Genomic DNA, 22,128 nt, shown 5'->3' on the forward strand with positions numbered 1-22,128 from the left:
TTTCGCCGCTATCGTTTAAGGTTCGAGCAAAAACCCGTTGCCGAAAGGCGGCGGGTTTTTTTTTAAGATAATGATAGCCACAGGCACGGTGCGAAAACGCATTAACCATGATAGCGTTACAGCAAAAGCTTGTTATGCTTGAAATATGGCAACACCATCCCCATTACCGGGGGAGGCAACTGCATCCGCAATCGCACGCGTATTGAAGAGGCGGTGACGCATTCAGCGGATAGAAACTGTGGCTGATAATCCGTCCGTAAGGTTACAATCAGTGCAGCAGGTATTTTAAAATTACTCCAGGAGACGGAAATGTCATACAGTGGCGAACGAGACAACTTTGCACCCCATATGGCCCTGGTGCCGATGGTCATTGAACAGACCTCACGCGGTGAACGTTCTTTTGATATCTACTCCCGTCTGCTTAAGGAACGCGTCATTTTTCTGACCGGCCAGGTCGAAGACCACATGGCAAACCTGATCGTGGCGCAGATGCTGTTTCTGGAAGCGGAAAACCCGGAAAAAGACATTTACCTGTACATTAACTCTCCGGGCGGGGTAATCACCGCCGGGATGTCGATTTATGACACCATGCAGTTCATCAAGCCGGATGTCAGCACCATCTGTATGGGGCAGGCCGCTTCTATGGGCGCGTTCCTGCTGACCGCCGGGGCGAAAGGCAAGCGCTTCTGCCTGCCGAACTCCCGCGTGATGATCCACCAGCCGCTGGGCGGCTATCAGGGACAGGCGACGGATATTGAGATCCACGCCCGTGAAATCCTGAAGGTGAAAGGACGCATGAATGAGCTGATGGCGCATCATACCGGCCAGTCTCTTGAGCAGATTGAGCGTGACACCGAGCGTGACCGCTTCCTGTCTGCTGCGGAAGCCGTGGAGTACGGGCTGGTCGACTCTATTTTGACCCATCGTAATTGATGCCCAAGGCGCAAGGGTGCCGCTTTACGCTTCATCCTTCTCGCCACGTCTGTGCGAGCGGTTGGCTTTTATTCGGCCGCTTGTCTGGCAGGCTTGCGGCCGGTGGCTTCGCTACCGGCTCGATGTAGCGCGAAGGATTTTGTGTATATACTAATGAAGGGCGGCACAACGCTATATGGCGGCTTGCGCCTGAGAATGGCATTTGCGTCGTCGTGTGCGGCACAAAGAACTTAAAAAGAGGTTTGGACTCATGACAGATAAACGCAAAGATGGATCGGGCAAATTGTTGTATTGCTCTTTTTGCGGCAAAAGCCAGCATGAAGTGCGTAAGCTGATCGCCGGGCCATCCGTGTATATCTGCGACGAATGCGTTGATTTATGTAACGACATCATTCGCGAAGAGATTAAAGAAGTGGCGCCGCACCGCGAGCGCAGCGCGCTGCCGACGCCGCACGAGATTCGCCACCACCTTGATGACTACGTCATCGGTCAGGAACAGGCGAAGAAGGTGTTGGCGGTCGCGGTATACAACCACTACAAGCGTCTGCGCAATGGCGATACCAGCAATGGCGTAGAGCTGGGTAAAAGCAACATCCTGCTGATCGGGCCGACCGGTTCCGGTAAAACGCTGCTGGCGGAAACGCTGGCGCGCCTGCTGGATGTGCCGTTTACCATGGCGGACGCCACTACCCTGACCGAAGCCGGTTATGTGGGTGAGGACGTCGAAAATATCATTCAGAAACTGCTGCAGAAGTGCGATTACGACGTGCAGAAAGCGCAGCGTGGCATCGTTTATATCGACGAAATCGACAAAATTTCGCGTAAATCCGATAACCCGTCGATTACGCGCGACGTCTCAGGCGAAGGCGTGCAGCAGGCGCTGCTGAAGCTTATCGAAGGGACCGTTGCCGCCGTTCCGCCGCAGGGCGGGCGTAAACATCCGCAGCAGGAGTTCCTGCAGGTTGATACCTCCAAGATCCTGTTTATCTGCGGCGGCGCGTTCGCTGGCCTGGACAAAGTGATTTCCCACCGTGTGGAAACCGGCTCCGGCATTGGTTTTGGCGCGACGGTAAAAGCGAAGTCCGACAAAGCGAGCGAAGGGGAACTGCTGGCTCAGGTCGAGCCGGAAGATCTGATCAAGTTTGGTCTGATCCCGGAGTTCATCGGCCGTCTGCCGGTAGTGGCGACCCTGAACGAGCTGAGCGAAGAAGCCCTGATCCAGATCCTGAAAGAGCCGAAAAACGCCCTGACCAAGCAGTATCAGGCGCTGTTTAGCCTTGAAGGCGCAGAGCTCGAATTCCGCGACGAAGCGCTGGACGCTATCGCCAAGAAAGCGATGGCGCGTAAAACCGGCGCCCGTGGCCTGCGCTCAATTGTGGAAGCGGCGCTGCTGGATACCATGTATGACCTGCCTTCGATGGAAGATGTCGAAAAAGTGGTCATTGATGAGTCGGTTATCGCCGGTCAGAGCAAACCGCTGCTGATCTACGGCAAACCGGAAGCTCAGCAGGCATCTGGTGAATAATTAACCATTTCACTCAAGCAGTTAACAAAAAGGGGGGATTTTATCTCCCCTTTTATTTTTCCTGCATTCCCGCCGTTGAATGTGTGGAATACATCCCCATATACTGGATTACATATTAACGACGATGCAGTGGAGTGTGGCGTCGTCGGCTACCTGGCGGACTTTAAACTAAGAGAGAGCTCTATGAATCCTGAGCGTTCTGAACGCATTGAAATCCCCGTATTGCCATTGCGCGATGTGGTGGTTTATCCGCACATGGTCATACCCCTGTTCGTAGGGCGGGAAAAATCTATCCGTTGCCTCGAAGCGGCCATGGACCATGATAAAAAAATCATGCTGGTTGCGCAGAAAGAAGCGTCGACGGATGAGCCGGGTGTAAACGATCTTTTCACCGTTGGAACCGTGGCGTCTATTTTGCAGATGCTGAAGCTGCCGGACGGCACCGTGAAGGTGCTGGTCGAAGGGCTGCAGCGTGCTCGCATTTCTGCGCTGTCTGATAATGGCGAGCATTTCTCGGCGAAAGCGGAGTATCTCGACTCGCCGGCGATTGACGAACGCGAGCAGGAAGTGCTGGTTCGCACAGCTATCAGCCAGTTTGAAGGCTATATCAAGCTGAACAAGAAGATCCCACCGGAAGTGCTGACGTCGCTGAACAGCATCGACGATCCGGCGCGCCTGGCGGATACCATCGCGGCGCACATGCCGCTGAAGCTGGCTGACAAGCAGTCTGTGCTTGAGATGTCCGACGTTAACGAACGTCTGGAATATCTGATGGCGATGATGGAATCGGAAATCGATCTGCTGCAGGTTGAGAAGCGCATTCGCAACCGCGTCAAAAAGCAGATGGAGAAATCCCAGCGCGAGTACTATCTGAACGAGCAAATGAAAGCGATTCAGAAAGAACTCGGCGAGATGGACGACGCCCCGGACGAAAACGAAGCGCTGAAGCGTAAGATCGATGCGGCGAAAATGCCGAAAGAGGCGAAAGAAAAAACCGAAGCGGAACTGCAGAAGCTGAAGATGATGTCGCCGATGTCTGCGGAAGCGACCGTCGTGCGTGGCTACATCGACTGGATGGTGCAGGTGCCGTGGAATGCGCGCAGTAAGGTCAAAAAAGACCTGCGTCAGGCCCAGGAGATCCTCGATACCGATCACTATGGCCTGGAGCGCGTGAAGGATCGCATCCTTGAATATCTCGCGGTGCAGAGCCGGGTGAACAAAATCAAGGGGCCAATCCTTTGTCTGGTGGGACCGCCGGGGGTAGGTAAAACCTCGCTGGGTCAATCCATCGCCAAAGCGACCGGACGGAAATACGTTCGTATGGCGCTTGGCGGCGTGCGCGATGAAGCGGAAATCCGCGGTCATCGTCGGACCTACATTGGCTCGATGCCGGGCAAACTGATCCAGAAAATGGCGAAAGTGGGGGTCAAAAACCCGCTGTTCCTGTTGGACGAGATCGACAAAATGTCTTCCGACATGCGCGGCGACCCGGCTTCCGCGTTGCTTGAGGTGCTGGATCCGGAACAGAACGTGGCCTTTAACGACCACTATCTGGAAGTGGATTACGATCTCAGCGACGTGATGTTCGTGGCGACTTCCAACTCCATGAACATTCCGGCGCCGCTGCTGGACCGTATGGAAGTGATTCGTCTCTCCGGCTATACCGAAGATGAAAAACTGAACATCGCCAAACGTCATCTGCTGCCGAAGCAGATCGAACGTAACGCGCTGAAGAAAGGCGAGCTGACCGTCGACGATAGCGCCATTATCGGCATTATTCGTTACTACACGCGGGAAGCGGGGGTACGTAGCCTGGAGCGTGAAATCTCCAAGCTGTGCCGCAAGGCCGTTAAGCAACTGCTGCTGGATAAATCGCTGAAACACATCGAAATTAACGGTGAGAATCTGCATGATTATCTCGGCGTACAGCGCTTCGACTATGGCCGCGCCGATAGTGAGAACCGCGTCGGTCAGGTGACCGGTCTGGCGTGGACGGAAGTGGGCGGCGATCTGCTGACCATCGAAACCGCCTGCGTGCCGGGCAAAGGCAAGCTGACCTACACCGGCTCGCTGGGCGAGGTGATGCAGGAGTCGATTCAGGCTGCGCTGACGGTGGTACGTTCGCGGGCTGACAAGCTGGGCATTAACGCCGACTTCTACGAGAAGCGTGACATTCACGTGCACGTGCCGGAAGGGGCGACGCCTAAGGATGGTCCGAGCGCGGGTATTGCCATGTGCACGGCGCTGGTCTCCTGCCTGACAGGTAACCCGGTACGCGCTGATGTGGCGATGACCGGTGAAATCACTCTGCGTGGTCAGGTGCTGCCGATCGGCGGTCTGAAGGAAAAACTGCTGGCGGCGCATCGCGGCGGCATTAAGACTGTTCTGATTCCTGATGAGAACAAACGCGACCTTGAAGAAATTCCGGATAACGTTATCGCCGATTTGGATATCCATCCGGTGAAACGAATCGAGGAAGTTCTGACACTTGCGCTGCAGAACGAACCGTTCGGCATGCAGGTTGTGACCGCGAAATAGTGATTCTGCGCAAATTGCGCTAATAAAAATAGGGCTGGTAAGTCATTTCGGACTTGCCAGCCTTTTTTTGTGTAGCTAACTTAGATCGCTGGCAGGGGGGTCATCGACAACTGCTGTTGTAAGGGCATGACAGTCCTGATATAACTGCTGCGCGGTCGCACTATGAAGGACTCAGGTGCGATATAAATTATAAAGAGAGGAAGAGAACAGTGAATAAATCTCAACTGATTGACAAAATTGCTGCGGGTGCGGACATTTCTAAAGCTGCAGCTGGACGTGCGTTAGATGCTTTAATCGCTTCTGTTACTGAATCTCTGCAGGCTGGGGATGACGTTGCGCTGGTAGGTTTTGGTACCTTTGCTGTTAAAGAACGTGCCGCCCGTACTGGTCGCAACCCGCAAACAGGTAAAGAAATTACTATCGCTGCCGCAAAAGTGCCGGGCTTCCGTGCTGGTAAAGCGCTGAAAGACGCGGTGAACTGATCGGCTTTCCCGTCAGGGAATGTGACGAAGTACAAGGGCGCATCGTGAGATGTGCCTTTTTTATTGTCTTTTCAGACCACTTTATGTGTGTTTATCGCCACTTGTGGGCTGACAATCACCCTGTTTTCTTGTCAAAATACGTCCTCACGCGCGGCGGCCATCACGTGCTATGCTGCGCGAGCTAAAGTCATCTACAGCGGAGCGTTGTTACACCATGATGGACAACCTACGCACGGCCGCCAACAGCGTCGTGCTCAAGATTATTTTCGGTATCATTATCGTCTCGTTCATTTTGACCGGGGTGAGTGGTTACCTGATTGGCGGTGGCAAAAACTATGCCGCAAAAGTGAATGGCCAGGAGATTGGCCGTGGGCAGTTTGAAAACGCCGTCGCCAGCGAACGTAACCGTATGCAGCAGCAGCTTGGCGATCAATTCTCCGAGCTGGCGGCGAACGAAAACTACATGAAAACCATGCGCCAGCAGGTGCTGAACCGCCTGATCGATGAGTCGCTTCTGGATCAGTATGCCCGCGAGCTGGGCCTCAGCATCAGCGATGAGCAGGTGAAGCAGGCGATCTTCCAGACCCAGGCGTTCCAGACGAACGGTAAGTTCGACAACCAGCGTTTCAGCGGTATTGTCGCCCAGATGGGGATGACCACCGATCAGTACGCCCAGGCGCTGCGTAACCAGCTGACCACGCAGCAGCTGATTAACGCCATTGCGGGTACCGACTTCATGCTGCCGGGCGAGTCCGATCAGCTGGCGGCGCTGGTATCTCAGCAGCGGGTGGTCCGCGAAGCGACCATCAACGTAAATGCCCTGGCGGCAAAACAGACCGCCAGCGATGAGGAAATCAACGCCTTCTGGCAGCAGAATCAGGCCCGTTTTATGGCGCCGGAGCAGTTCCGCGTCAGCTACATCAAAATGGATGCCGCCAGCATGCAGGAGAGCGCCTCTGACGACGAGATTCAGTCATGGTACGACCAGCACAAGGATCAGTTCACTCAGCCGCAGCGCAACCGCTACAGCGTGATTCAGACCAAAACTGAAGCCGATGCGAAAGCGGTACTGGCCGAGCTGCAAAAAGGAGCGGACTTCGCCACGCTGGCGAAAGAAAAATCGACCGATATTATCTCTGCCCGCAACGGCGGCGATATGGGGTGGATGGAAGATGCCTCTACCGTGCCTGAGCTCAAAGATGCCGGGCTGAAAGAGAAAGGCCAGCTGTCTGGCGTGATCAAATCCTCGGTTGGCTTCCTGGTAGCTCGTCTGGACGACGTCCAGCCGGCGCAGGTGAAGCCGCTGGCTGACGTGCGTAATGACATTGCGGCGAAAGTGAAGCAGGAAAAAGCGTTGGATGCTTACTACGCGCTGCAGCAGAAGGTGAGCGATGCGGCCAGCAACGATAATGAATCGCTGGCGAGCGCAGCGCAGGTCGCCGGGCTGAAGGTCGTAGAAACCGGCTGGTTTGGCCGCGATAACCTGCCGGAGGAGCTGAACTTTAAACCGGTCGCTGACGCTATTTTCAACGGCGGTCTGGTGGGTGAGAACGGCGCGCCGGGCAGCAACTCCGATATCATTACCGTTGACGGCGATCGCGCTTTTGTTCTGCGCATTAGCGAACACAAAGCCGAGGCGGTGAAGCCGCTGGCCGAAGTGAAGGCACAGGTTAGCGATATCGTTAAGCACAATAAAGCGGAACAGCAGGCGAAACTGGAGGCCGACAAGCTGCTGGCGGCGCTGAAAGACGGCAAAGGCGATGAAGCGATGAAGGCGGCTGGCCTGAGCTTTGGCGCGCCGCAGACGCTTTCTCGTACCGGCCAGGATCCGCTGAGCCAGCTGGCATTTACCCTGCCGCTGCCGCAGCAGGGTAAACCGGTCTACGGCGTGGGCAGCAATATGCAAGGCGATGTGGTGCTGATAGCGCTGGATGAGGTGAAAGCCGGCAGCATGCCGGAAGAGCAGAAGAAGGCCATGGTTCAGGGGATCACCCAGAACAATGCCCAAATCGCTTTCGAAGCGCTGATGAGCAACCTGCGCAAGGCGGCGAAAATTAAGCTCGGCGACAGCATCGACCAGCAGCAGTAATTTCGCGTCGTCTCGCAAAAATGAGCAACACGATGTAATCCTCAAGGGCCGCTTTCGCGGCCCTTTCCATTTCTGTGATTTGCCTTTTGTCGACCATCCGCACTGACGCTATCGTGACCTTGCTGTCTACACACAAGGAGATATCAGCATGAAATATGGAATAAAAGCACTGATGGCCGCGGGCGTTCTGGTTTTTGCGGTAGGGGTACAGGGGGCGCTGGCGGCACCCGCCAGCGGCAAAGCGGCGGTGAATAAAGAAAATGTGCAGGCGTCCTCTTCGGCGAAGGCGGAAGCGGTGCCCGGCGAGTCTGACATCGGGGCGACAAAGGTCAGCATTAACCGCGCCAGCGCCGAACAGCTGGCGCAGGCGTTGAATGGCGTAGGATTGAAAAAAGCCCAGGCTATTGTCAGCTACCGCGAAGAGTACGGGCCGTTCAAAACCCTCGATGATCTGAAGCAGGTCCCGGGAATGGGGAGCGCGTTGGTGGAGCGCAATTTAGCCCATCTGACGCTGTAAATTTTATGCCAGACCTTGCACAGCGGTGATTTTTTGCCAGGATAAAGAGGTTGCATCAAGTGGTGTGACCTCTTACCTCATAAACAACAATAACAGAAAGGCATTGGTGCTATGCAGACACAAATTAAAGTTCGCGGCTATCATCTGGACGTCTACCAGCATGTGAACAACGCTCGCTACCTGGAGTTCCTTGAGGAAGCCCGCTGGGACGGCCTGGAAAACAGCCCCGCGTTTCAGTGGATGATGGAGAAAAACATCGCCTTCGTGGTGGTGAATATCAATATTAACTATCGTCGTCCGGCGGTACTGGGCGATGTGCTGACGGTGAGCAGCAAACTGGAGCAACTCAACGGCAAAAGCGGCACCCTAAGCCAGGTGGTCACCCTCAACCCCAATGGCGAAGTAGTGGCCGATGCGCTGATTACCTTCGTTTGTATCGATTTGAAAACCCAGAAGGCGCTGCCGCTGGAAGGGGAATTGCGTGCGAAACTTGACCAGATGAACCTGCGCTGACAACCGTCGTGCGAGTGGCGGGCCCACGGCAGGTGATGAACCCGTAGCCCCGGTAAGCATCGCGCCACCGGGGAATTTGAGTCAAAGCTCCGGTAAATCGATCCCCGGAGATTATGCCTGCGCCAGTCCGGTTTTTTGCTGCATCACCGCCATTACCCCGACCTTGTCCGCCAGATACTGGTTGAGTCCGTTTGCGCGCAGGTTACAGGCGGCGCACTGGCCGCAGCCATCGCCCTTAATGCCGTTGTAGCAGGTGAGGGTTTCCCGGCGCACCAGATCCAGCTGACCCCAGTAGTCGGCGAGCGCCCAGGTCTCGGCTTTATTCAGCCACATCAGCGGCGTCTCAAAGCGAATGTCTTTCGCCATCCCCAGGCTGACGGCGTGGTGCAGCGCTTTGACAAACTCATCGCGGCAGTCCGGGTAGCCGGAGAAGTCGGTCTCGCACACGCCGGTGATGATGGCTTCGGCTTTTACCTGATAGGCGTAGATTGCCGTCAGGGTTAAAAACAGAATATTACGCCCGGGGACAAAGGTGTTGGGAATGCCCTCGGCATCAGGCTGATAGTCCGGTACCGGAATGTTATCGCGGGTCAGGCTGCTGACTGCCAGTTCGTTGAGCAGAGTGACGTCCAGCACTTTATGCGCGACGGCGCCCAGTTTCAGGGCGAGTTCGCGCGCAACGTCGATTTCCGCGCGGTGGCGTTGGCCATAATCAAAAGTGACGCAATGCACTTCATCATACTGTTGCAGAGCCTGCACCAGACAGGTGGTTGAATCTTGTCCTCCGCTGAAGACAACTACGGCGCGTTTCATGGCAATTCCTGACTAAATGAATAAAGGCGATATGGTAGCGCCAGACGCCCTCCATCACCAGCTCTCTCACGTCGACGAGGCCGGCAGCCAGGCGCTGGCGAAGTCGAACCAGCCCCGGGCGTTGAGGCGCAGACCATTGACCCCCGGTGGCGCGCTGATCCGATAGTTATACTTGAACAGCGGCGTCATGATGGCGTCTTCCATCAGGCTGTTAAATACGTTGCGCAGCGCATCGTTGCGGCTGCGAGCGTCGGGCTGAGACTGCACCGCGTCTAATGTCGCCTGCAGATGAGCATATTGCGCCCCGGTCAGCAAATTAGGCCACAGCATATCGCAGCGCAGCCACTGTTCCAGGGCGTACTCCGGCGCTTCGCCGATCAGACGGTCGCCCATCATCAGGTCGGCCTGCCCCAGATGCTGGCAGCCTTCCCAGTTTTTAGCGTCGTGGAACAGGAGCGTCAGCTCGCAGCCCAGCAGAGCCAGACGTTGCCTCAGCTGTTCGGCCATCGCATGTAGCTCGACCGGCAGATGATAGAGCAGGGTGAGCCTGGCCGGCAGCGGTACCGCGTTGTTTGCCGGTCCCTGCGGGATGGACCATCCCGGCAGCACCTCATGGCTTGGCGTAATCAGATCCTCCTCCAGCGGCAGCGTATCCAGTAGCGACGAGTGATGGATTATCGACACCAGCCGCTGGGCCTGCGCTTTGCTAAGCCGAGGGCTGTGGCGCAGGGTCAAATAGCAGAAGCCAAGGCTGATACGGTTGCTGACCTGACGCAGATTATGCAGCTCTTCGCGATCGCCGATGGTGATCTGCACCGGATGGCGGCAGCTGGTGCCGAGATCGCGGTCAAAGAGCTGAGGAGTGATCCAGTACTCCACCGCCTGGATCAGCGGATGCTGCAGGTGGTAGCGGGGATGGTTTTCCAGGCGGACGAGTTCCGGACTAAACCGCTTCAGGCGGAACGGTCCGCAGCCAATGGCCGGATCGTCGGGATGCGCCAGCACGCTGCAGTAGCTGGCGAGGCGGAACGGCAGCCAGTAGTCAGGGCGATGCAGGGTTATTGTTAAACACTGGGCATGGGTGACATCGATACGGCTGATGCTGGCGAAGAGGGTCCGCAAGGCGGGCAGCTCAAGCAGCAGCAGTAACCGCTGTCGCAACTGCGCGGTTTCCACCGTATCGCCATTGTGCCAGCACAGCGTGGAGCGGATATAAAAATGCCAGCGCAGGCCGTCCGGGGAGACCTGCCAGTGGTGCGCCAGATCGCCGATCGGCATATTGTCGCCTTCGTCGAAGCGCGTCAGCCCGGCATAGATTTGTCCGGCCAGATGCTGCTCGGCGCGGCCGGGGAGAAAGCCGGGACGCAGCGGCTCCAGCGGGCGATAGTAAGGAATACGCAGCGTGGGGGTATTGTTTTGCCACTGACCGCCGAGGAAGGGATGGAGCAGGGCTTTCAGCTCCACCGGGGCAAGCTGCGCCAGCTCCAGCGCGGTTTGTTGCTGACCGTTGTTCAGCGCCTGCTCCATCATCTCGTTGCGCAGACTTTCCGGGGTTTTGTGAAATAAGAGCTGTCCGCGTTTGCCGCGCCCGGAGCTGGCCTGCCAGCTTAGCCACCCGGCCTCCTGCGCCTGACGCAGCAGAGTACGGACGTGGCGCTCGCTGCAAAAACAGCGCTCCGCCAGTTCGCCGACGGTGACCTGCTGCGGCGCCCCGGCTGATGGTTGCCATAGGCGCTGGTATTGATTTAAACGGTGTAAGAGTCGCATGGGGGCCGTCGTCCACCGGGCCGCTGTAAACCCGGAACAATTAATAATATCTATTCACTATTACTTCCGTATATCCCAGGTGATACTGCAACACAAGCGAAGCCCATCACACATCGGGGAATATACCATGGCAAAACTGGCGGCATTTGATATGGACGGCACCCTGCTGATGCCGGACCATCGTCTTGGAGAAAAGACGCTTTCCGCGCTGAAACGGCTGCGTGAGCGCGATATCACCTTGACCTTCGCCACCGGCCGCCATGTGCTGGAGATGCACCATGTGATTGGCGAATTTTCCCTTGATGCATTTCTGATCACCGGCAACGGGACGCGCATCCATTCGCTGGAAGGGGAGGAGCTTTATCGCCAGGATCTCGCTCCCGAGGCGGCAGAAGCGGTGCTGCACGGCAAATGGGATACCCAGGCCAGCATGCACGTCTTTAACGATGGCGGCTGGTTCACCGGCCAGGCAAGGCCTGAATTGTTGCAAGCGCATGTATTCAGCGGCTTTCACTATCAACTGTGCGATCTGAAGCGCATGTCGGCGCAGCATGTCACCAAGATCTGTTTCTGCGGCGATCATGACGATTTGCGCCGTCTGCGGATCCAGCTGAATGAGACGCTGGGCGATCGCGCATTTCTCTGCTTCTCGGCAATGGACTGTCTGGAGGTGCTGCCGGTTGGCTGCAATAAAGGCGCGGCGCTGGCGGTGCTCAGCCAGCATTTAGGCTTCACCCTGCAGGAGTGCATGGCCTTCGGCGATGCGATGAACGACCGCGAGATGCTGGGCAGCGTTGGGCGGGGGTTCATCATGGGCAACGCGATGCCGCAGCTGAAAGCCGAGCTGCCGCATCTGCCGGTAATTGGCGACTGTCGGAATCAGGCAGTCTCCCATTTTTTAACTCATTGGCTGGATAATCCTGATCTTCCTTATTCCCCCGAATAGAGAGACCCTTCCAGCAAGCCAGATAGGCTTCTATCTGGCTTTTTTTATCGCCTTTCGACCAGACCGGCGATCTCCGCCTGCCAGGGCGCAATATCGCCGATATTGTCCGCCACCCACTGCGGGTTGTAATAGCTTTCCAGGTAACGCTCGCCGCTGTCGCACAGGAGTGTCACTATCGAGCCGGTGCGACCTTCTTCGCGCATCCGCGCGGCCAGCTGCAATACGCCCCACATATTGGTGCCGGTCGAGGCGCCGACCTTGCGCCCAAGCTGCGTTTCCAGCCACAGGGCGGTGGCTACGCTCGCCGCATCCGGCACGCGCAGCATCTCATCAACAACGTCGGGAATAAACGACGGCTCGACGCGCGGCCGTCCGATGCCTTCAATTTTGCTGCCGACCGGGCTGCGCAGGCTGGCGTCGCGGGTCTGCCAGTAATCGAGGAACACCGAATTCTGCGGATCAACGACCATCAGCTGCGTCTCGTAGCCCTGGCTGCGAATATAGCGGCCAATGGTCGCTGAGGTGCCGCCGGTGCCGGCGCTCATGACGATCCATGACGGCTGCGGGTGCGGCTCATGGCTCATCTGGCGGAAAATACTGTCGGCGATATTGTTGTTGCCGCGCCAGTCGGTGGCCCGCTCGGCGAAGGTAAACTGATCCATATAATGGCCGTTCAGCTCGCGGGCCAGCGTTTCGGAAGCCGCGTAGATTTCGCCGGCGCTCTGCACAAAATGGCAGCGTCCGCCGTAGAACTCGATCTGTTCGATTTTGCGCTTGGCGGTGCAGGAAGGCATCACAGCGATAAACGGCAGCCCCAGCAGGCGGGCGAAATAGGCCTCCGAAACGGCGGTTGACCCTGAGGAGGACTCTATAATTGGCGTGCCTTCTTTGATCCAGCCGTTGCACAAGCCATAGAGAAACAGCGACCGCGCCAGGCGATGCTTCAGGCTGCCGGTGGGGTGGGTGCTTTCATCTTTCAGATACAGGTGGATGCCCGGAAAAGCGGGCAGCGGCAGACGGATCAGGTGCGTGTCGGCGGAGCGCTGATAGTCAGCGTTGATTTCGCTAATGGCATGTTTAACCCAGGCGCTATTCATCGTGATTTCCTGTTTGTCATTTTGTGCCTAGCTTAGCGGAAAGCGCAGGAAAAATTGTTGCCATTTAACCTGTGGATTACCATTATGAGAGCAAAATTTTCTCTGAGGATGCCCAATGCTAGATAAAATTGACCGTAAGCTGCTGGCGCTACTGCAGGAAGATTGCACCCTCTCTTTGCAGGCGCTGGCCGATGCCGTTAATCTGACCACCACGCCCTGCTGGAAACGCCTGAAACGGCTCGAAGACGAGGGTATTCTCCGCGGGCGCGTCGCCCTGTTGGACGCGGAAAAGGTGGGGCTGGGGCTGACGGCGTTCGTCCTGATCAAGACTCAGCATCATAGCAGCGACTGGTACTGTCAGTTCGTGAGCGAAGTGACGCAGATGGCGGAAGTGCTCGGCTTCTGGCGGATGGCGGGGGAGTATGACTACCTGCTACGGGTGCAGGTGGCTGATATGAAACGCTATGACGACTTTTATAAACGTTTAGTGAACAGTGTGCCTGGTCTGTCGGATGTCACTTCGAGTTTTGCCATGGAACAGATAAAATATACCACCGCCTTGCCTGTCGAATAACGGTATTGCGCCGTAACCCATTACAAAATCAGGATTTTATTGCTTGCGATTATTTGCTCAACTCAGCTGGTACTTCCGCCGGGAGTGGCGCCGCTATCTTGGCGCAATTGCCCTGCTGGTCATTATTGCCGTCCTGCAGCTTATTCCGCCGAAGGTGGTGGGCATTGTGGTCGACGGCGTGACGCAACAACATTACACCGCGGAGAAGGTGTGGATGTGGATCGGCGCGCTGGTGCTGATCGCGGTGATGGTCTACCTGCTGCGCTATGTCTGGCGCGTGCTGTTGTTCGGCGCTTCTTACCAGTTGGCGGTTGAGCTGCGGGAAGATTTTTACCGGCAACTGAGCCGCCAGCATCCGGCGTTCTATTTGCGCCATCGCACCGGGGATCTTATCGCCCGCGCCACCAATGACGTGGACCGGGTGGTGTTTGCCGCTGGCGAAGGAGTATTAACCCTGGTGGATTCCCTGGTGATGGGCTGTGCGGTATTGATTGTAATGTCGACGCAGATTAGCTGGCAGCTTACTCTGCTGGCGCTGCTGCCGATGCCGCTGATGGCCCTGGCGATCAAACGTAACGGCGATGCGCTTCACGAACGTTTTCGCGTTGCTCAGGCGGCCTTTTCCAGCCTCAACGATCGCACGCAGGAGAGCCTGACCAGCATCCGCATGATTAAGGCGTTTGGGCTGGAGGATCGCCAGTCGGCGCAGTTTGCTGCCGATGCTGCCGATACCGGCGCGAAAAACATGCGCGTGGCACGCATTGACGCCCGCTTCGACCCCACCATCTATATCGCCATCGGGGCCGCTAACCTGCTGGCCATCGGCGGCGGCAGCTGGATGGTGATCCACGGCAGCCTGACCCTGGGCCAGCTGACCAGCTTCGTGATGTATCTTGGCCTGATGATCTGGCCGATGCTAGCGCTGGCGTGGATGTTTAACATCGTGGAGCGCGGTAGCGCGGCCTATGGTCGTATCCGCACGATGCTTGAAGAGGCGCCGGCGGTGGATGACGGGACCGAGGCGGTGCCGGCAGGCCGCGGCGTCCTGCAGGTTGCTATCCGCGATTTCATCTATCCGCAGGCGAGCAAACCTTCGCTGGAGCAGGTAAATTTTACTCTCCAGCCGGGGCAAATGCTGGGCATCTGCGGGCCGACGGGCGCCGGCAAAAGCACCATTCTGGCGCTGCTGCAGCGCCATTTTGACGTCACTCACGGCGAGATCCGCTTTCACGATCTGCTGCTGCCGATTCTGCAGCTCGACAGCTGGCGCGCCCGGTTGGCGGTGGTCAATCAGACGCCATTTTTATTCTCCGATACCGTCGCCAATAATATCGCGCTGGGAAAACCGGACGCGACGCAGGCGCAGATTGAGCGGGTTGCTCAACTGGCCAGCGTGCATGACGACATTCTGCGTCTGCCTCAGGGCTACGAGACCGAAGTGGGCGAGCGCGGCGTGATGCTCTCCGGCGGCCAGAAACAGCGCATCTCTATTGCTCGCGCCCTGCTGCTGGAGGCCGAAATTTTGATCCTCGACGATGCCTTATCGGCGGTGGATGGCCGCACCGAGCACCAGATCCTGCATAACCTGCGCCAGTGGGGGGAGGGGCGGACGGTCATTATCAGCGCCCACCGCCTGTCGGCGCTCACCGAGGCCAGTGAAATTTTGGTACTGCAGCATGGGCATATTGCCCAGCGCGGCCGCCACGAGGCGCTGGCCGTGCAGCCCGGCTGGTACCGCGACATGTATCGATATCAGCAGCTGGAGGCCGCGCTCGACGAGGTTCCGCAGACGCAAGAGGAGGCCCTGGATGCGTAGCTTTACCGAACTCTGGCCGACGCTTAAACGCCTGCTGGCCTATGGTTCACCGTGGCGCAAGCCGTTGGCCATCGCGGTGGCGATGATGTGGATTGCGGCGGCGGCGGAAGTGAGCGGCCCGCTGCTTATCAGCTATTTCATCGACAACATGGTGGCGAAACATACGCTGCCGCTGAAGCTGGTGGCCGGTCTGGCGGTAGCCTATATCGGCCTGCAGCTGCTGGCGGCGCTCCTGCACTATAACCAGTCGCTGCTGTTTAACCGCGCCGCGGTCGGCGTCGTCCAGCAGTTGCGCAGCGACGTGATGGATGCCGCCCTGCATCAGCCGCTCAGCGAGTTTGATACCCAGCCGGTTGGGCAGCTTATCTCACGGGTAACCAACGATACGGAAGTCATTCGCGATCTGTACGTGACGGTGGTGGCTACGGTACTGCGCAGCGCAGCGCTGATCGGCGCGATGCTGGTGGCGATGTTTAGCCTCGACTGGCGGATGGCGCTGGTGGCGATCGCGATTTTCCCGGCGGTGCTGATCGTGATGATTATCTATCAGCGCTATAGCACGCCGATCGTGCGGCGGGTGCGCGCCTGGCTTGCCGACATCAACGATGGCTTCAACGAAGTGATCAACGGCATGGGCGTCATCCAGCAGTTCCGCCAGCAGGCGCGCTTTGGCGAACGGATGCGCGAGGCCAGCTATGCCCACTATCTGGCGCGGATGCAGACGCTGCGCCTGGACGGTTTTCTGCTGCGCCCGCTGCTGAGCCTTTTTTCCTCGCTGGTGCTGTGCGGGCTGCTGATGCTGTTCGGCTTTAGCGCGGTGGGCACGATCGAGGTTGGGGTCCTGTACGCGTTTATCAGCTATCTTGGACGCCTTAACGAGCCGCTTATCGAGCTGACCACCCAGCAGTCGATGCTGCAGCAGGCGGTGGTCGCCGGCGAGCGCGTTTTCGAGCTGATGGATCGCCCGCGCCAGGCGTGGGGTACGGATGACGCGCCGCTGAGCAGCGGTCGGGTGGAAATTGACCATCTCTCCTTTGCTTACCGGGGGGACCGTCTGGTTCTCCAGGATATCACGCTGGATATTCCCTCCCGCAGCTTCGTGGCGCTGGTCGGACATACCGGCAGCGGAAAGAGTACCCTCGCCAGTCTGATGATGGGCTATTACCCGTTAACCCACGGCGAGATCCGCATCGATGGTCGACCGCTCGCATCCCTCAGCCACAGCGCGTTGCGTCGGGGCATCGCGATGGTGCAACAGGATCCCGTAGTGCTGGCGGATACCTTCTACGCCAACGTCGCGCTGGGCCGGGACATCAGTGAGGCGCAGGTTTGGGAAGCGCTGGAGGCGGTGCAGCTGGCGGCGGTGGCGCGCAGCATGAGCGATGGGCTGTACACCCAACTGGGCGAGCAGGGCAATAATCTCTCCGTCGGGCAGAAGCAGCTGCTGGCGCTGGCTCGCGTGCTGGTGGACACCCCGCAGGTACTGATTTTGGATGAGGCGACGGCAAACATCGACTCCGGTACCGAGCAGGCGATCCAGCAGGCGCTGGCGAAGGTCCGCCAGCATACCACCCTCGTGGTTATTGCCCATCGGCTGTCGACCATTGTGGAGGCCGATACCATCCTGGTTCTGCATCGAGGTCAGGCTGTCGAGCGGGGCACCCATCAGCAGCTGCTGGCGGCGAAAGGCCGCTACTGGCAGATGTATCAGCTGCAGCTGGCCGGCGAAGAGCTGGCGGCCAGCGCCAGAGAGGAGTCGCTCAGCGCCTGATGCACCACCAGCAGGCAGGGAACGCTGGGCGGCCTGCGATGGTGCAAAAACGTTACATCAAATGCACCGTTGTGGTGCATTTTTGCGCGCCAGGCGCCGTTGCGCAGGATATTGCCTGACCTGTCCCCTGTTTTTTGCCATCAAAGGGCCGCTTTGCGGCCTTTTTTCATTTCTGGCATAGCCCTTGCTTTATATCCATCGTGTTAGCTGCGGCCATTACCGAATACTGACTGGAGGGGACTTATGAAGCTGGTTACCGTGGTAATCAAACCATTCAAACTGGAAGACGTGCGTGAAGCTTTGTCTTCCATCGGCATTCAGGGCCTGACGGTCACTGAAGTCAAAGGATTTGGCCGTCAGAAAGGTCACGCGGAGCTCTACCGCGGCGCCGAGTATAGCGTCAACTTTCTGCCAAAAGTGAAGATTGATGTGGCGATTGCCGACGATCAGCTGGATGAAGTCATCGATGTCATCAGCAAAGCGGCTTACACCGGAAAAATTGGCGACGGCAAAATTTTCGTCGCTGAATTGCAGCGCGTCATTCGCATCCGTACCGGCGAAGCTGACGAAGCGGCACTGTAATTTCCAGACCACACAGTGATGGGGAACGAAACAATGAAAATGGCAACAATGAAATCGGGTCTGGGGGCATTAGCCCTTCTGCCGGGGCTGGCGATGGCCGCGCCTGCGGTGGCGGACAAAGCCGATAACGCGTTTATGATGATTTGCACCGCGCTGGTTCTGTTTATGACTATCCCGGGGATTGCGCTGTTTTACGGCGGCCTGATCCGCGGTAAGAACGTTCTGTCCATGCTGACTCAGGTGATTGTCACCTTTGGCCTGGTCTGCGTATTGTGGGTGATTTATGGCTATACCCTGGCCTTCGGCACCGGCGGCAGCTTCTTCGGCAGCTTTGACTGGGTGATGCTGAAAAATATTGAGCTGAAAGCGCTGATGGGCACCTTCTATCAGTATATCCACGTGGCATTCCAGGGCTCGTTCGCCTGCATCACCGTCGGGCTGATTGTCGGGGCGTTGGCGGAACGTATTCGTTTCTCCGCGGTACTGATCTTCGTGGTGGTGTGGATGACACTCTCCTACGTGCCGATTGCGCATATGGTTTGGGGCGGCGGTCTGCTGGCGACCCATGGCGCGCTGGACTTCGCCGGCGGCACCGTTGTGCACATCAACGCCGCGGTCGCCGGGCTGGTGGGCGCCTATATGATGGGCAAACGCGTGGGCTTCGGCAAAGAAGCGTTCAAACCGCATAACCTGCCGATGGTGTTCACTGGCACCGCTATCCTCTACGTGGGCTGGTTCGGCTTCAACGCCGGCTCTGCCAGCGCAGCGAATGAAATTGCGGCCCTGGCGTTCGTTAACACCGTCGTGGCGACCGCTGCGGCTATCCTGGCGTGGACCTTTGGCGAATGGGCTCTGCGCGGCAAACCTTCACTGCTGGGCGCCTGCTCCGGGGCAATTGCCGGTCTGGTTGGCGTTACGCCGGCGTGTGGTTATATCGGTGTCGGCGGGGCGCTGATCGTCGGTATCGCCTCTGGCCTGGCGGGTATCTGGGGCGTGACTGCGCTGAAACGCTGGCTGCGTGTGGATGATCCTTGCGACGTCTTCGGCGTTCACGGCGTCTGCGGCATCGTCGGCTGTATCCTGACTGGTATCTTCGCGGCGACTTCTCTGGGCGGCGTCGGTTATGCGGAAGGCGTCACCATGGGCCATCAGCTGCTGGTGCAACTGGAAAGTATCGCCATCACCGTGGTCTGGTCCGGCGTTGTGGCGTTTATCGGCTACAAGGTGGCGGATATGACCGTCGGGCTGCGCGTGCCGGAAGAGCAGGAGCGCGAAGGGCTGGACGTCAACAGCCATGGCGAAAACGCCTATAACGCCTGATAAAAAAGCCATTCTCTCCTGATAGCGAAAAGCCTCCCGTCCGGGAGGCTTTTTTTATGCGTTGCGGTTGCGCATCACCCCTTCCTGAACCGTTGAGGCAACCAGCGTGCCATCCTGGGTGTAGAATTCGCCGCGAACGAAGCCGCGGGCGCTGGAGGCCGAGGTGCTTTCGACGCTATAAAGCAGCCATTCGTTAATATTAAACGGCCGGTGGAACCACATAGAGTGGTCGATGGTGGCGACCTGCATGCCGGGCTCAAGGAAACCAACGCCGTGCGGCTGCAGCGCCACCGGCAGGAAGTTAAAGTCTGAAGCATAGCCCAGCAGATACTGATGAATACGCAGATCGTCAGGGACTGCGCCGTTGGCGCGCAGCCAGACCTGGCGCACCGGTTCGGCGATATGGCCTTTCATTGGGTTATGAAACTCCACCGGACGGATCTCCAGCGGTTTATCGCAGAGGAATTTGTCTTTCACCTGCGGCGGCAGGAGATGCGCCAGCTTGCGAGCGATATCGGTTTCCGAAGGCAGGCCGTCAGGGGAGGGGGCGGCCGGCATTGCTTTCTGATGCTCATAGCCATTCTCTGGCGCCTGGAAGGAGGCGGTCATATAGAAAATCGGCTTCCCGTTCTGGATGGCGGCGACCCGACGGGCGCTGAAGCTGTTGCCATCGCGCAGCACCTCCACATCGTAAACGATCGGCTTCTGGCTATCGCCGGGGCGAAGAAAGTAGCTGTGAAACGAATGAACCAGACGCTCAACGGGCACGGTCTCTTTTGCCGCATACAGCGCCTGACCCACTACCTGGCCGCCAAAAACCTGACGTAACCCCAGGTCTTCGCTCTGCCCGCGAAACAACCCTTCCTCAATTTTTTCCAGATCTAATAATGCCAGCAGGTTAGAGAGTGCCTGACTCATACTTATCCTCAATTAACAATAGCGGCGCAGCGCGCGTAATGTGGCCAAGTATAACCTGGAATCGCAAGTGGTCCGATGGGTGTAATAATCTGAATAACGACCAGTTAACAGGAACAAATCTGAGATCTGTGCCACACTTATTGACGACACGAAAGTTCCTGCCGGCGAAGCGGCGGAACATCCTCCTGGGTATTAAGGGATGATAAGGAGAACATCATGAAATTTGCCTATATGTTTAGTGCCTTAGCCGTCGCCGCGACGCTGACCGCCTGTGCTAATCACCACTCGAACAATTCTTCGACGCAGGCGGCCGCGCCCGACCCTTACGGTATCGCGACGCTGAGCGTGGCGCAGCAGCAGCCGAGCGTCACGGGGACGATTAATATCCGCCAGAGAATCGCTTTACCGCCGGATGCGGTACTGACGGTGACCCTGTCGGATGCTTCTCTGGCAGATGCGCCAGCCCGCGTATTGTCGCAAAAAGCGGTGCGTACCGAAGGCAAACAGGCGCCATTTAACTTTGCGCTGCCTTACAACCCGGCAGATATTCAACCGAACGCTCGCATTCTGCTAAGCGCGGCGATCACGGTTAACGGCCAGTTGATGTTTATTACCGATACCGTGCAGACGGTAATAAACCAGGGCGGCACTCATGCCGACCTGACGCTGGTTCCGGTCCAGCAGACCGCCGTTCCTGTCGCCCAGTAAGCTCGCTACGCCCCCGGATGGGGGCTTTTTTTTGCCTTCAATAAACCCAGCGATAATGCTGGAGATCGATATGGCCGCTGCCGGAGACCTGCACACCCTCGGCCAGCAGCGCCTGACGCTGCCGCTGTAGATCGGGGCCGGTGAGGGAGATATCGCCATGGCGATTGACCACCCGATGCCATGGCAGGGTGGACCCTTCCGGCAGGCGCTTCAATACGCCGCCCACCTGGCGCGCCGCGCGCGGTGAACCAGCCAGCCGGGCGACCTCGCCGTAGGTCGTGACATACCCTTCCGGTATCGACGCCACGATGTGCCAGACGCGTTGGGGAAATGTGTCGTGCGGAGCCATTTTCTGTCCTGTTACCGGCAAAACGTCAGCATAAGCGCTAAGCCAGGAGCTGTACAGCCGGCCTGGGTCAGGCGGCCTGTTCGACGGTGAACGTCAGAGCGAGGCCGAGGATCTGCATGCCATGGACATTGTCGGAGGCTGAGCTGGCGATGAGACTTTCAAGAAATTTCAACCGCTGCGAAGTGGCGTTGATGATCAGCCTCGCGCGCAGGCCCGGCATGGTTAACGACGAGATAGGGTACACCACCCGACCGCTGATATAGACCGGCAGCTTGCGTAGCTCCACCTGGCGCAGCACGCCGACGGTGGAATAGAGCAGCGCCAGCGGCGTAACCGCCCGCACCGGCGCGGGACTGATGGTCGCGAAGTCGAGCATTTTTTCAGGACGCAGGTAGTTTACGCCCTGAAAGGCGATGGTCATCCCTTCAATAGCAGGTAAAGGCAGAGTGATGGTCTGTGGTGATGAGTCAGTCATTCGATTACCGTCGAGACAATGTACTGGTGATAAAAGAGGACGAAGAGGATAAGTATGGTGGATAACCCGTATGTGTGCTGAGCGCGGGCTCGCAATCTCACAGGCTGACCGTGAGTGGCTGGTTTTATTCGCGTTATTGCGCAATAAACCAGCAGGCGGACGGTGTGAGCTTGCAATTCACCAGGTCAGCAGGGATAATGCGCCAGCGCGTTAGGCAACTAACGCTCTCAATGGGGGCTCTGTTGGTTCTCCCGCAACGCTACTCTGTTTACCAGGTCAGGTCCGGAAGGAAGCAGCCAGAGCAGACGACGTGTGTGCCGGGATGTAGCTGGCAGGGCCCCCACCCATTTCTCCCGCCTGGTGTTTCCCTTATATTTGTCCGGTTTTTACTCCTG

21 protein-coding genes are annotated in these 22,128 nt (G+C 57.7%); 14 read left to right on the top strand and 7 right to left on the bottom strand.

Going from position 1 to position 22,128, the window contains the following annotated elements:
- Positions 1-348 precede the first annotated feature (348 nt).
- Both KPHS_11400 and KPHS_11410 read left to right on the top strand, forming a co-directional pair.
- Positions 349-933 (top strand): ATP-dependent Clp protease proteolytic subunit, encoded by a 585-nt coding sequence (locus tag KPHS_11400; protein ID YP_005225440.1) that lies wholly within the window; start codon positions 349-351, stop codon positions 931-933.
- 250 nt (positions 934-1,183) lie between these two features.
- Positions 1,184-2,458 carry an ATP-dependent protease ATP-binding subunit gene (locus KPHS_11410; protein YP_005225441.1) on the top strand — a complete coding sequence of 425 codons (1,275 nt, stop codon included), beginning with the start codon at positions 1,184-1,186 and terminating at the stop codon, positions 2,456-2,458.
- A 168-nt stretch (positions 2,459-2,626) separates the two neighbouring features.
- Here KPHS_11410 and KPHS_11430 read toward each other — a convergent pair whose 3' ends face one another.
- Positions 2,627-2,779 carry a hypothetical protein gene (locus KPHS_11430; RefSeq protein YP_005225442.1) on the bottom strand — a complete coding sequence of 51 codons (153 nt, stop codon included), beginning with the start codon at positions 2,777-2,779 and terminating at the stop codon, positions 2,627-2,629.
- Here KPHS_11430 and KPHS_11420 point away from each other — a divergent pair.
- The 5 genes from KPHS_11420 to KPHS_11470 all read left to right on the top strand — a co-directional run bounded on the left by KPHS_11420 (position 2,771) and on the right by KPHS_11470 (position 8,597).
- Entirely contained in the window at positions 2,771-4,996 is a 2,226-nt protein-coding gene (locus KPHS_11420; RefSeq protein YP_005225443.1) for a DNA-binding ATP-dependent protease La, read from the top strand. The genes KPHS_11430 and KPHS_11420 overlap by 9 nt on opposite strands.
- Positions 4,997-5,205: 209 nt before the next feature.
- Positions 5,206-5,478, top strand: coding sequence for a transcriptional regulator HU subunit beta (locus KPHS_11440; protein YP_005225444.1), 273 nt, complete (start codon positions 5,206-5,208; stop codon positions 5,476-5,478).
- 214 nt (positions 5,479-5,692) lie between these two features.
- On the top strand, positions 5,693-7,567 hold the full coding sequence (locus tag KPHS_11450; protein YP_005225445.1) for a peptidyl-prolyl cis-trans isomerase: 1,875 nt from the start codon (positions 5,693-5,695) through the stop codon (positions 7,565-7,567).
- Positions 7,568-7,715: 148 nt separating this feature from the next.
- Positions 7,716-8,084: a helix-hairpin-helix domain-containing protein gene (locus tag KPHS_11460; RefSeq protein ID YP_005225446.1), complete on the top strand. Its 369-nt coding sequence runs from the start codon at positions 7,716-7,718 to the stop codon at positions 8,082-8,084.
- Positions 8,085-8,195: 111 nt separating this feature from the next.
- Positions 8,196-8,597, top strand: coding sequence for a YbgC/FadM family acyl-CoA thioesterase (locus KPHS_11470; RefSeq protein ID YP_005225447.1), 402 nt, complete (start codon positions 8,196-8,198; stop codon positions 8,595-8,597).
- Between the two features lie 111 nt (positions 8,598-8,708).
- Here KPHS_11470 and KPHS_11480 read toward each other — a convergent pair whose 3' ends face one another.
- Positions 8,709-9,410: a queuosine biosynthesis protein QueC gene (locus tag KPHS_11480; protein YP_005225448.1), complete on the bottom strand. Its 702-nt coding sequence runs from the start codon at positions 9,408-9,410 to the stop codon at positions 8,709-8,711.
- A 66-nt stretch (positions 9,411-9,476) separates the two neighbouring features.
- Entirely contained in the window at positions 9,477-11,177 is a 1,701-nt protein-coding gene (locus KPHS_11490; RefSeq protein ID YP_005225449.1) for an ABC transporter substrate-binding protein, read from the bottom strand.
- A 127-nt stretch (positions 11,178-11,304) separates the two neighbouring features.
- On the opposite strand from KPHS_11490, the gene KPHS_11500 reads away from it, so the two are divergent.
- Positions 11,305-12,123 (top strand): cof family hydrolase, encoded by an 819-nt coding sequence (locus KPHS_11500; RefSeq protein YP_005225450.1) that lies wholly within the window; start codon positions 11,305-11,307, stop codon positions 12,121-12,123.
- Positions 12,124-12,167: 44 nt separating this feature from the next.
- On the opposite strand, the gene KPHS_11510 is transcribed toward KPHS_11500, so the two are convergent.
- Positions 12,168-13,220, bottom strand: coding sequence for a putative cysteine synthase/cystathionine beta-synthase (locus tag KPHS_11510; RefSeq protein ID YP_005225451.1), 1,053 nt, complete (start codon positions 13,218-13,220; stop codon positions 12,168-12,170).
- Between the two features lie 115 nt (positions 13,221-13,335).
- Here KPHS_11510 and KPHS_11520 point away from each other — a divergent pair, with 115 nt between their 5' ends.
- The 5 genes from KPHS_11520 (at position 13,336) to KPHS_11560 (ending at position 19,283) form a co-directional block, all read left to right on the top strand.
- On the top strand, positions 13,336-13,794 hold the full coding sequence (locus KPHS_11520; RefSeq protein YP_005225452.1) for a putative LRP-like transcriptional regulator: 459 nt from the start codon (positions 13,336-13,338) through the stop codon (positions 13,792-13,794).
- Between the two features lie 43 nt (positions 13,795-13,837).
- A complete protein-coding gene (locus tag KPHS_11530) occupies positions 13,838-15,610 on the top strand; it encodes an ATP-binding component of a transport system (RefSeq protein YP_005225453.1) in 1,773 nt (590 codons plus the stop codon).
- Complete coding sequence (locus tag KPHS_11540) at positions 15,603-17,381, top strand: putative multidrug transporter membrane/ATP-binding components (RefSeq protein YP_005225454.1); 1,779 nt, start codon at positions 15,603-15,605, stop codon at positions 17,379-17,381. Before KPHS_11530 ends, KPHS_11540 begins: the two co-directional genes overlap by 8 nt.
- A gap of 243 nt (positions 17,382-17,624) precedes the next feature.
- Positions 17,625-17,963 (top strand): nitrogen regulatory protein P-II 2, encoded by a 339-nt coding sequence (locus KPHS_11550; RefSeq protein YP_005225455.1) that lies wholly within the window; start codon positions 17,625-17,627, stop codon positions 17,961-17,963.
- Positions 17,964-17,996: 33 nt separating this feature from the next.
- On the top strand, positions 17,997-19,283 hold the full coding sequence (locus KPHS_11560; protein ID YP_005225456.1) for an ammonium transporter: 1,287 nt from the start codon (positions 17,997-17,999) through the stop codon (positions 19,281-19,283).
- A gap of 54 nt (positions 19,284-19,337) precedes the next feature.
- Here KPHS_11560 and KPHS_11570 read toward each other — a convergent pair whose 3' ends face one another.
- Positions 19,338-20,201, bottom strand: coding sequence for an acyl-CoA thioesterase II (locus KPHS_11570; RefSeq protein ID YP_005225457.1), 864 nt, complete (start codon positions 20,199-20,201; stop codon positions 19,338-19,340).
- Between the two features lie 216 nt (positions 20,202-20,417).
- Between KPHS_11570 and KPHS_11580 the strand changes: the two genes are divergently transcribed.
- Complete coding sequence (locus KPHS_11580) at positions 20,418-20,909, top strand: glycoprotein/polysaccharide metabolism (RefSeq protein YP_005225458.1); 492 nt, start codon at positions 20,418-20,420, stop codon at positions 20,907-20,909.
- 37 nt (positions 20,910-20,946) lie between these two features.
- On the opposite strand, the gene KPHS_11590 is transcribed toward KPHS_11580, so the two are convergent.
- Together KPHS_11590 and KPHS_11600 are read right to left on the bottom strand one after the other, a co-directional pair.
- Complete coding sequence (locus KPHS_11590) at positions 20,947-21,258, bottom strand: putative methyltransferase (protein YP_005225459.1); 312 nt, start codon at positions 21,256-21,258, stop codon at positions 20,947-20,949.
- A 67-nt stretch (positions 21,259-21,325) separates the two neighbouring features.
- A complete protein-coding gene (locus KPHS_11600) occupies positions 21,326-21,733 on the bottom strand; it encodes a putative dTDP-glucose pyrophosphorylase (RefSeq protein YP_005225460.1) in 408 nt (135 codons plus the stop codon).
- Positions 21,734-22,128: the final 395 nt, after the last annotated feature.

The organism is Klebsiella pneumoniae subsp. pneumoniae HS11286, assembly GCF_000240185.1.
GTDB lineage: Bacteria > Pseudomonadota > Gammaproteobacteria > Enterobacterales > Enterobacteriaceae > Klebsiella > Klebsiella pneumoniae.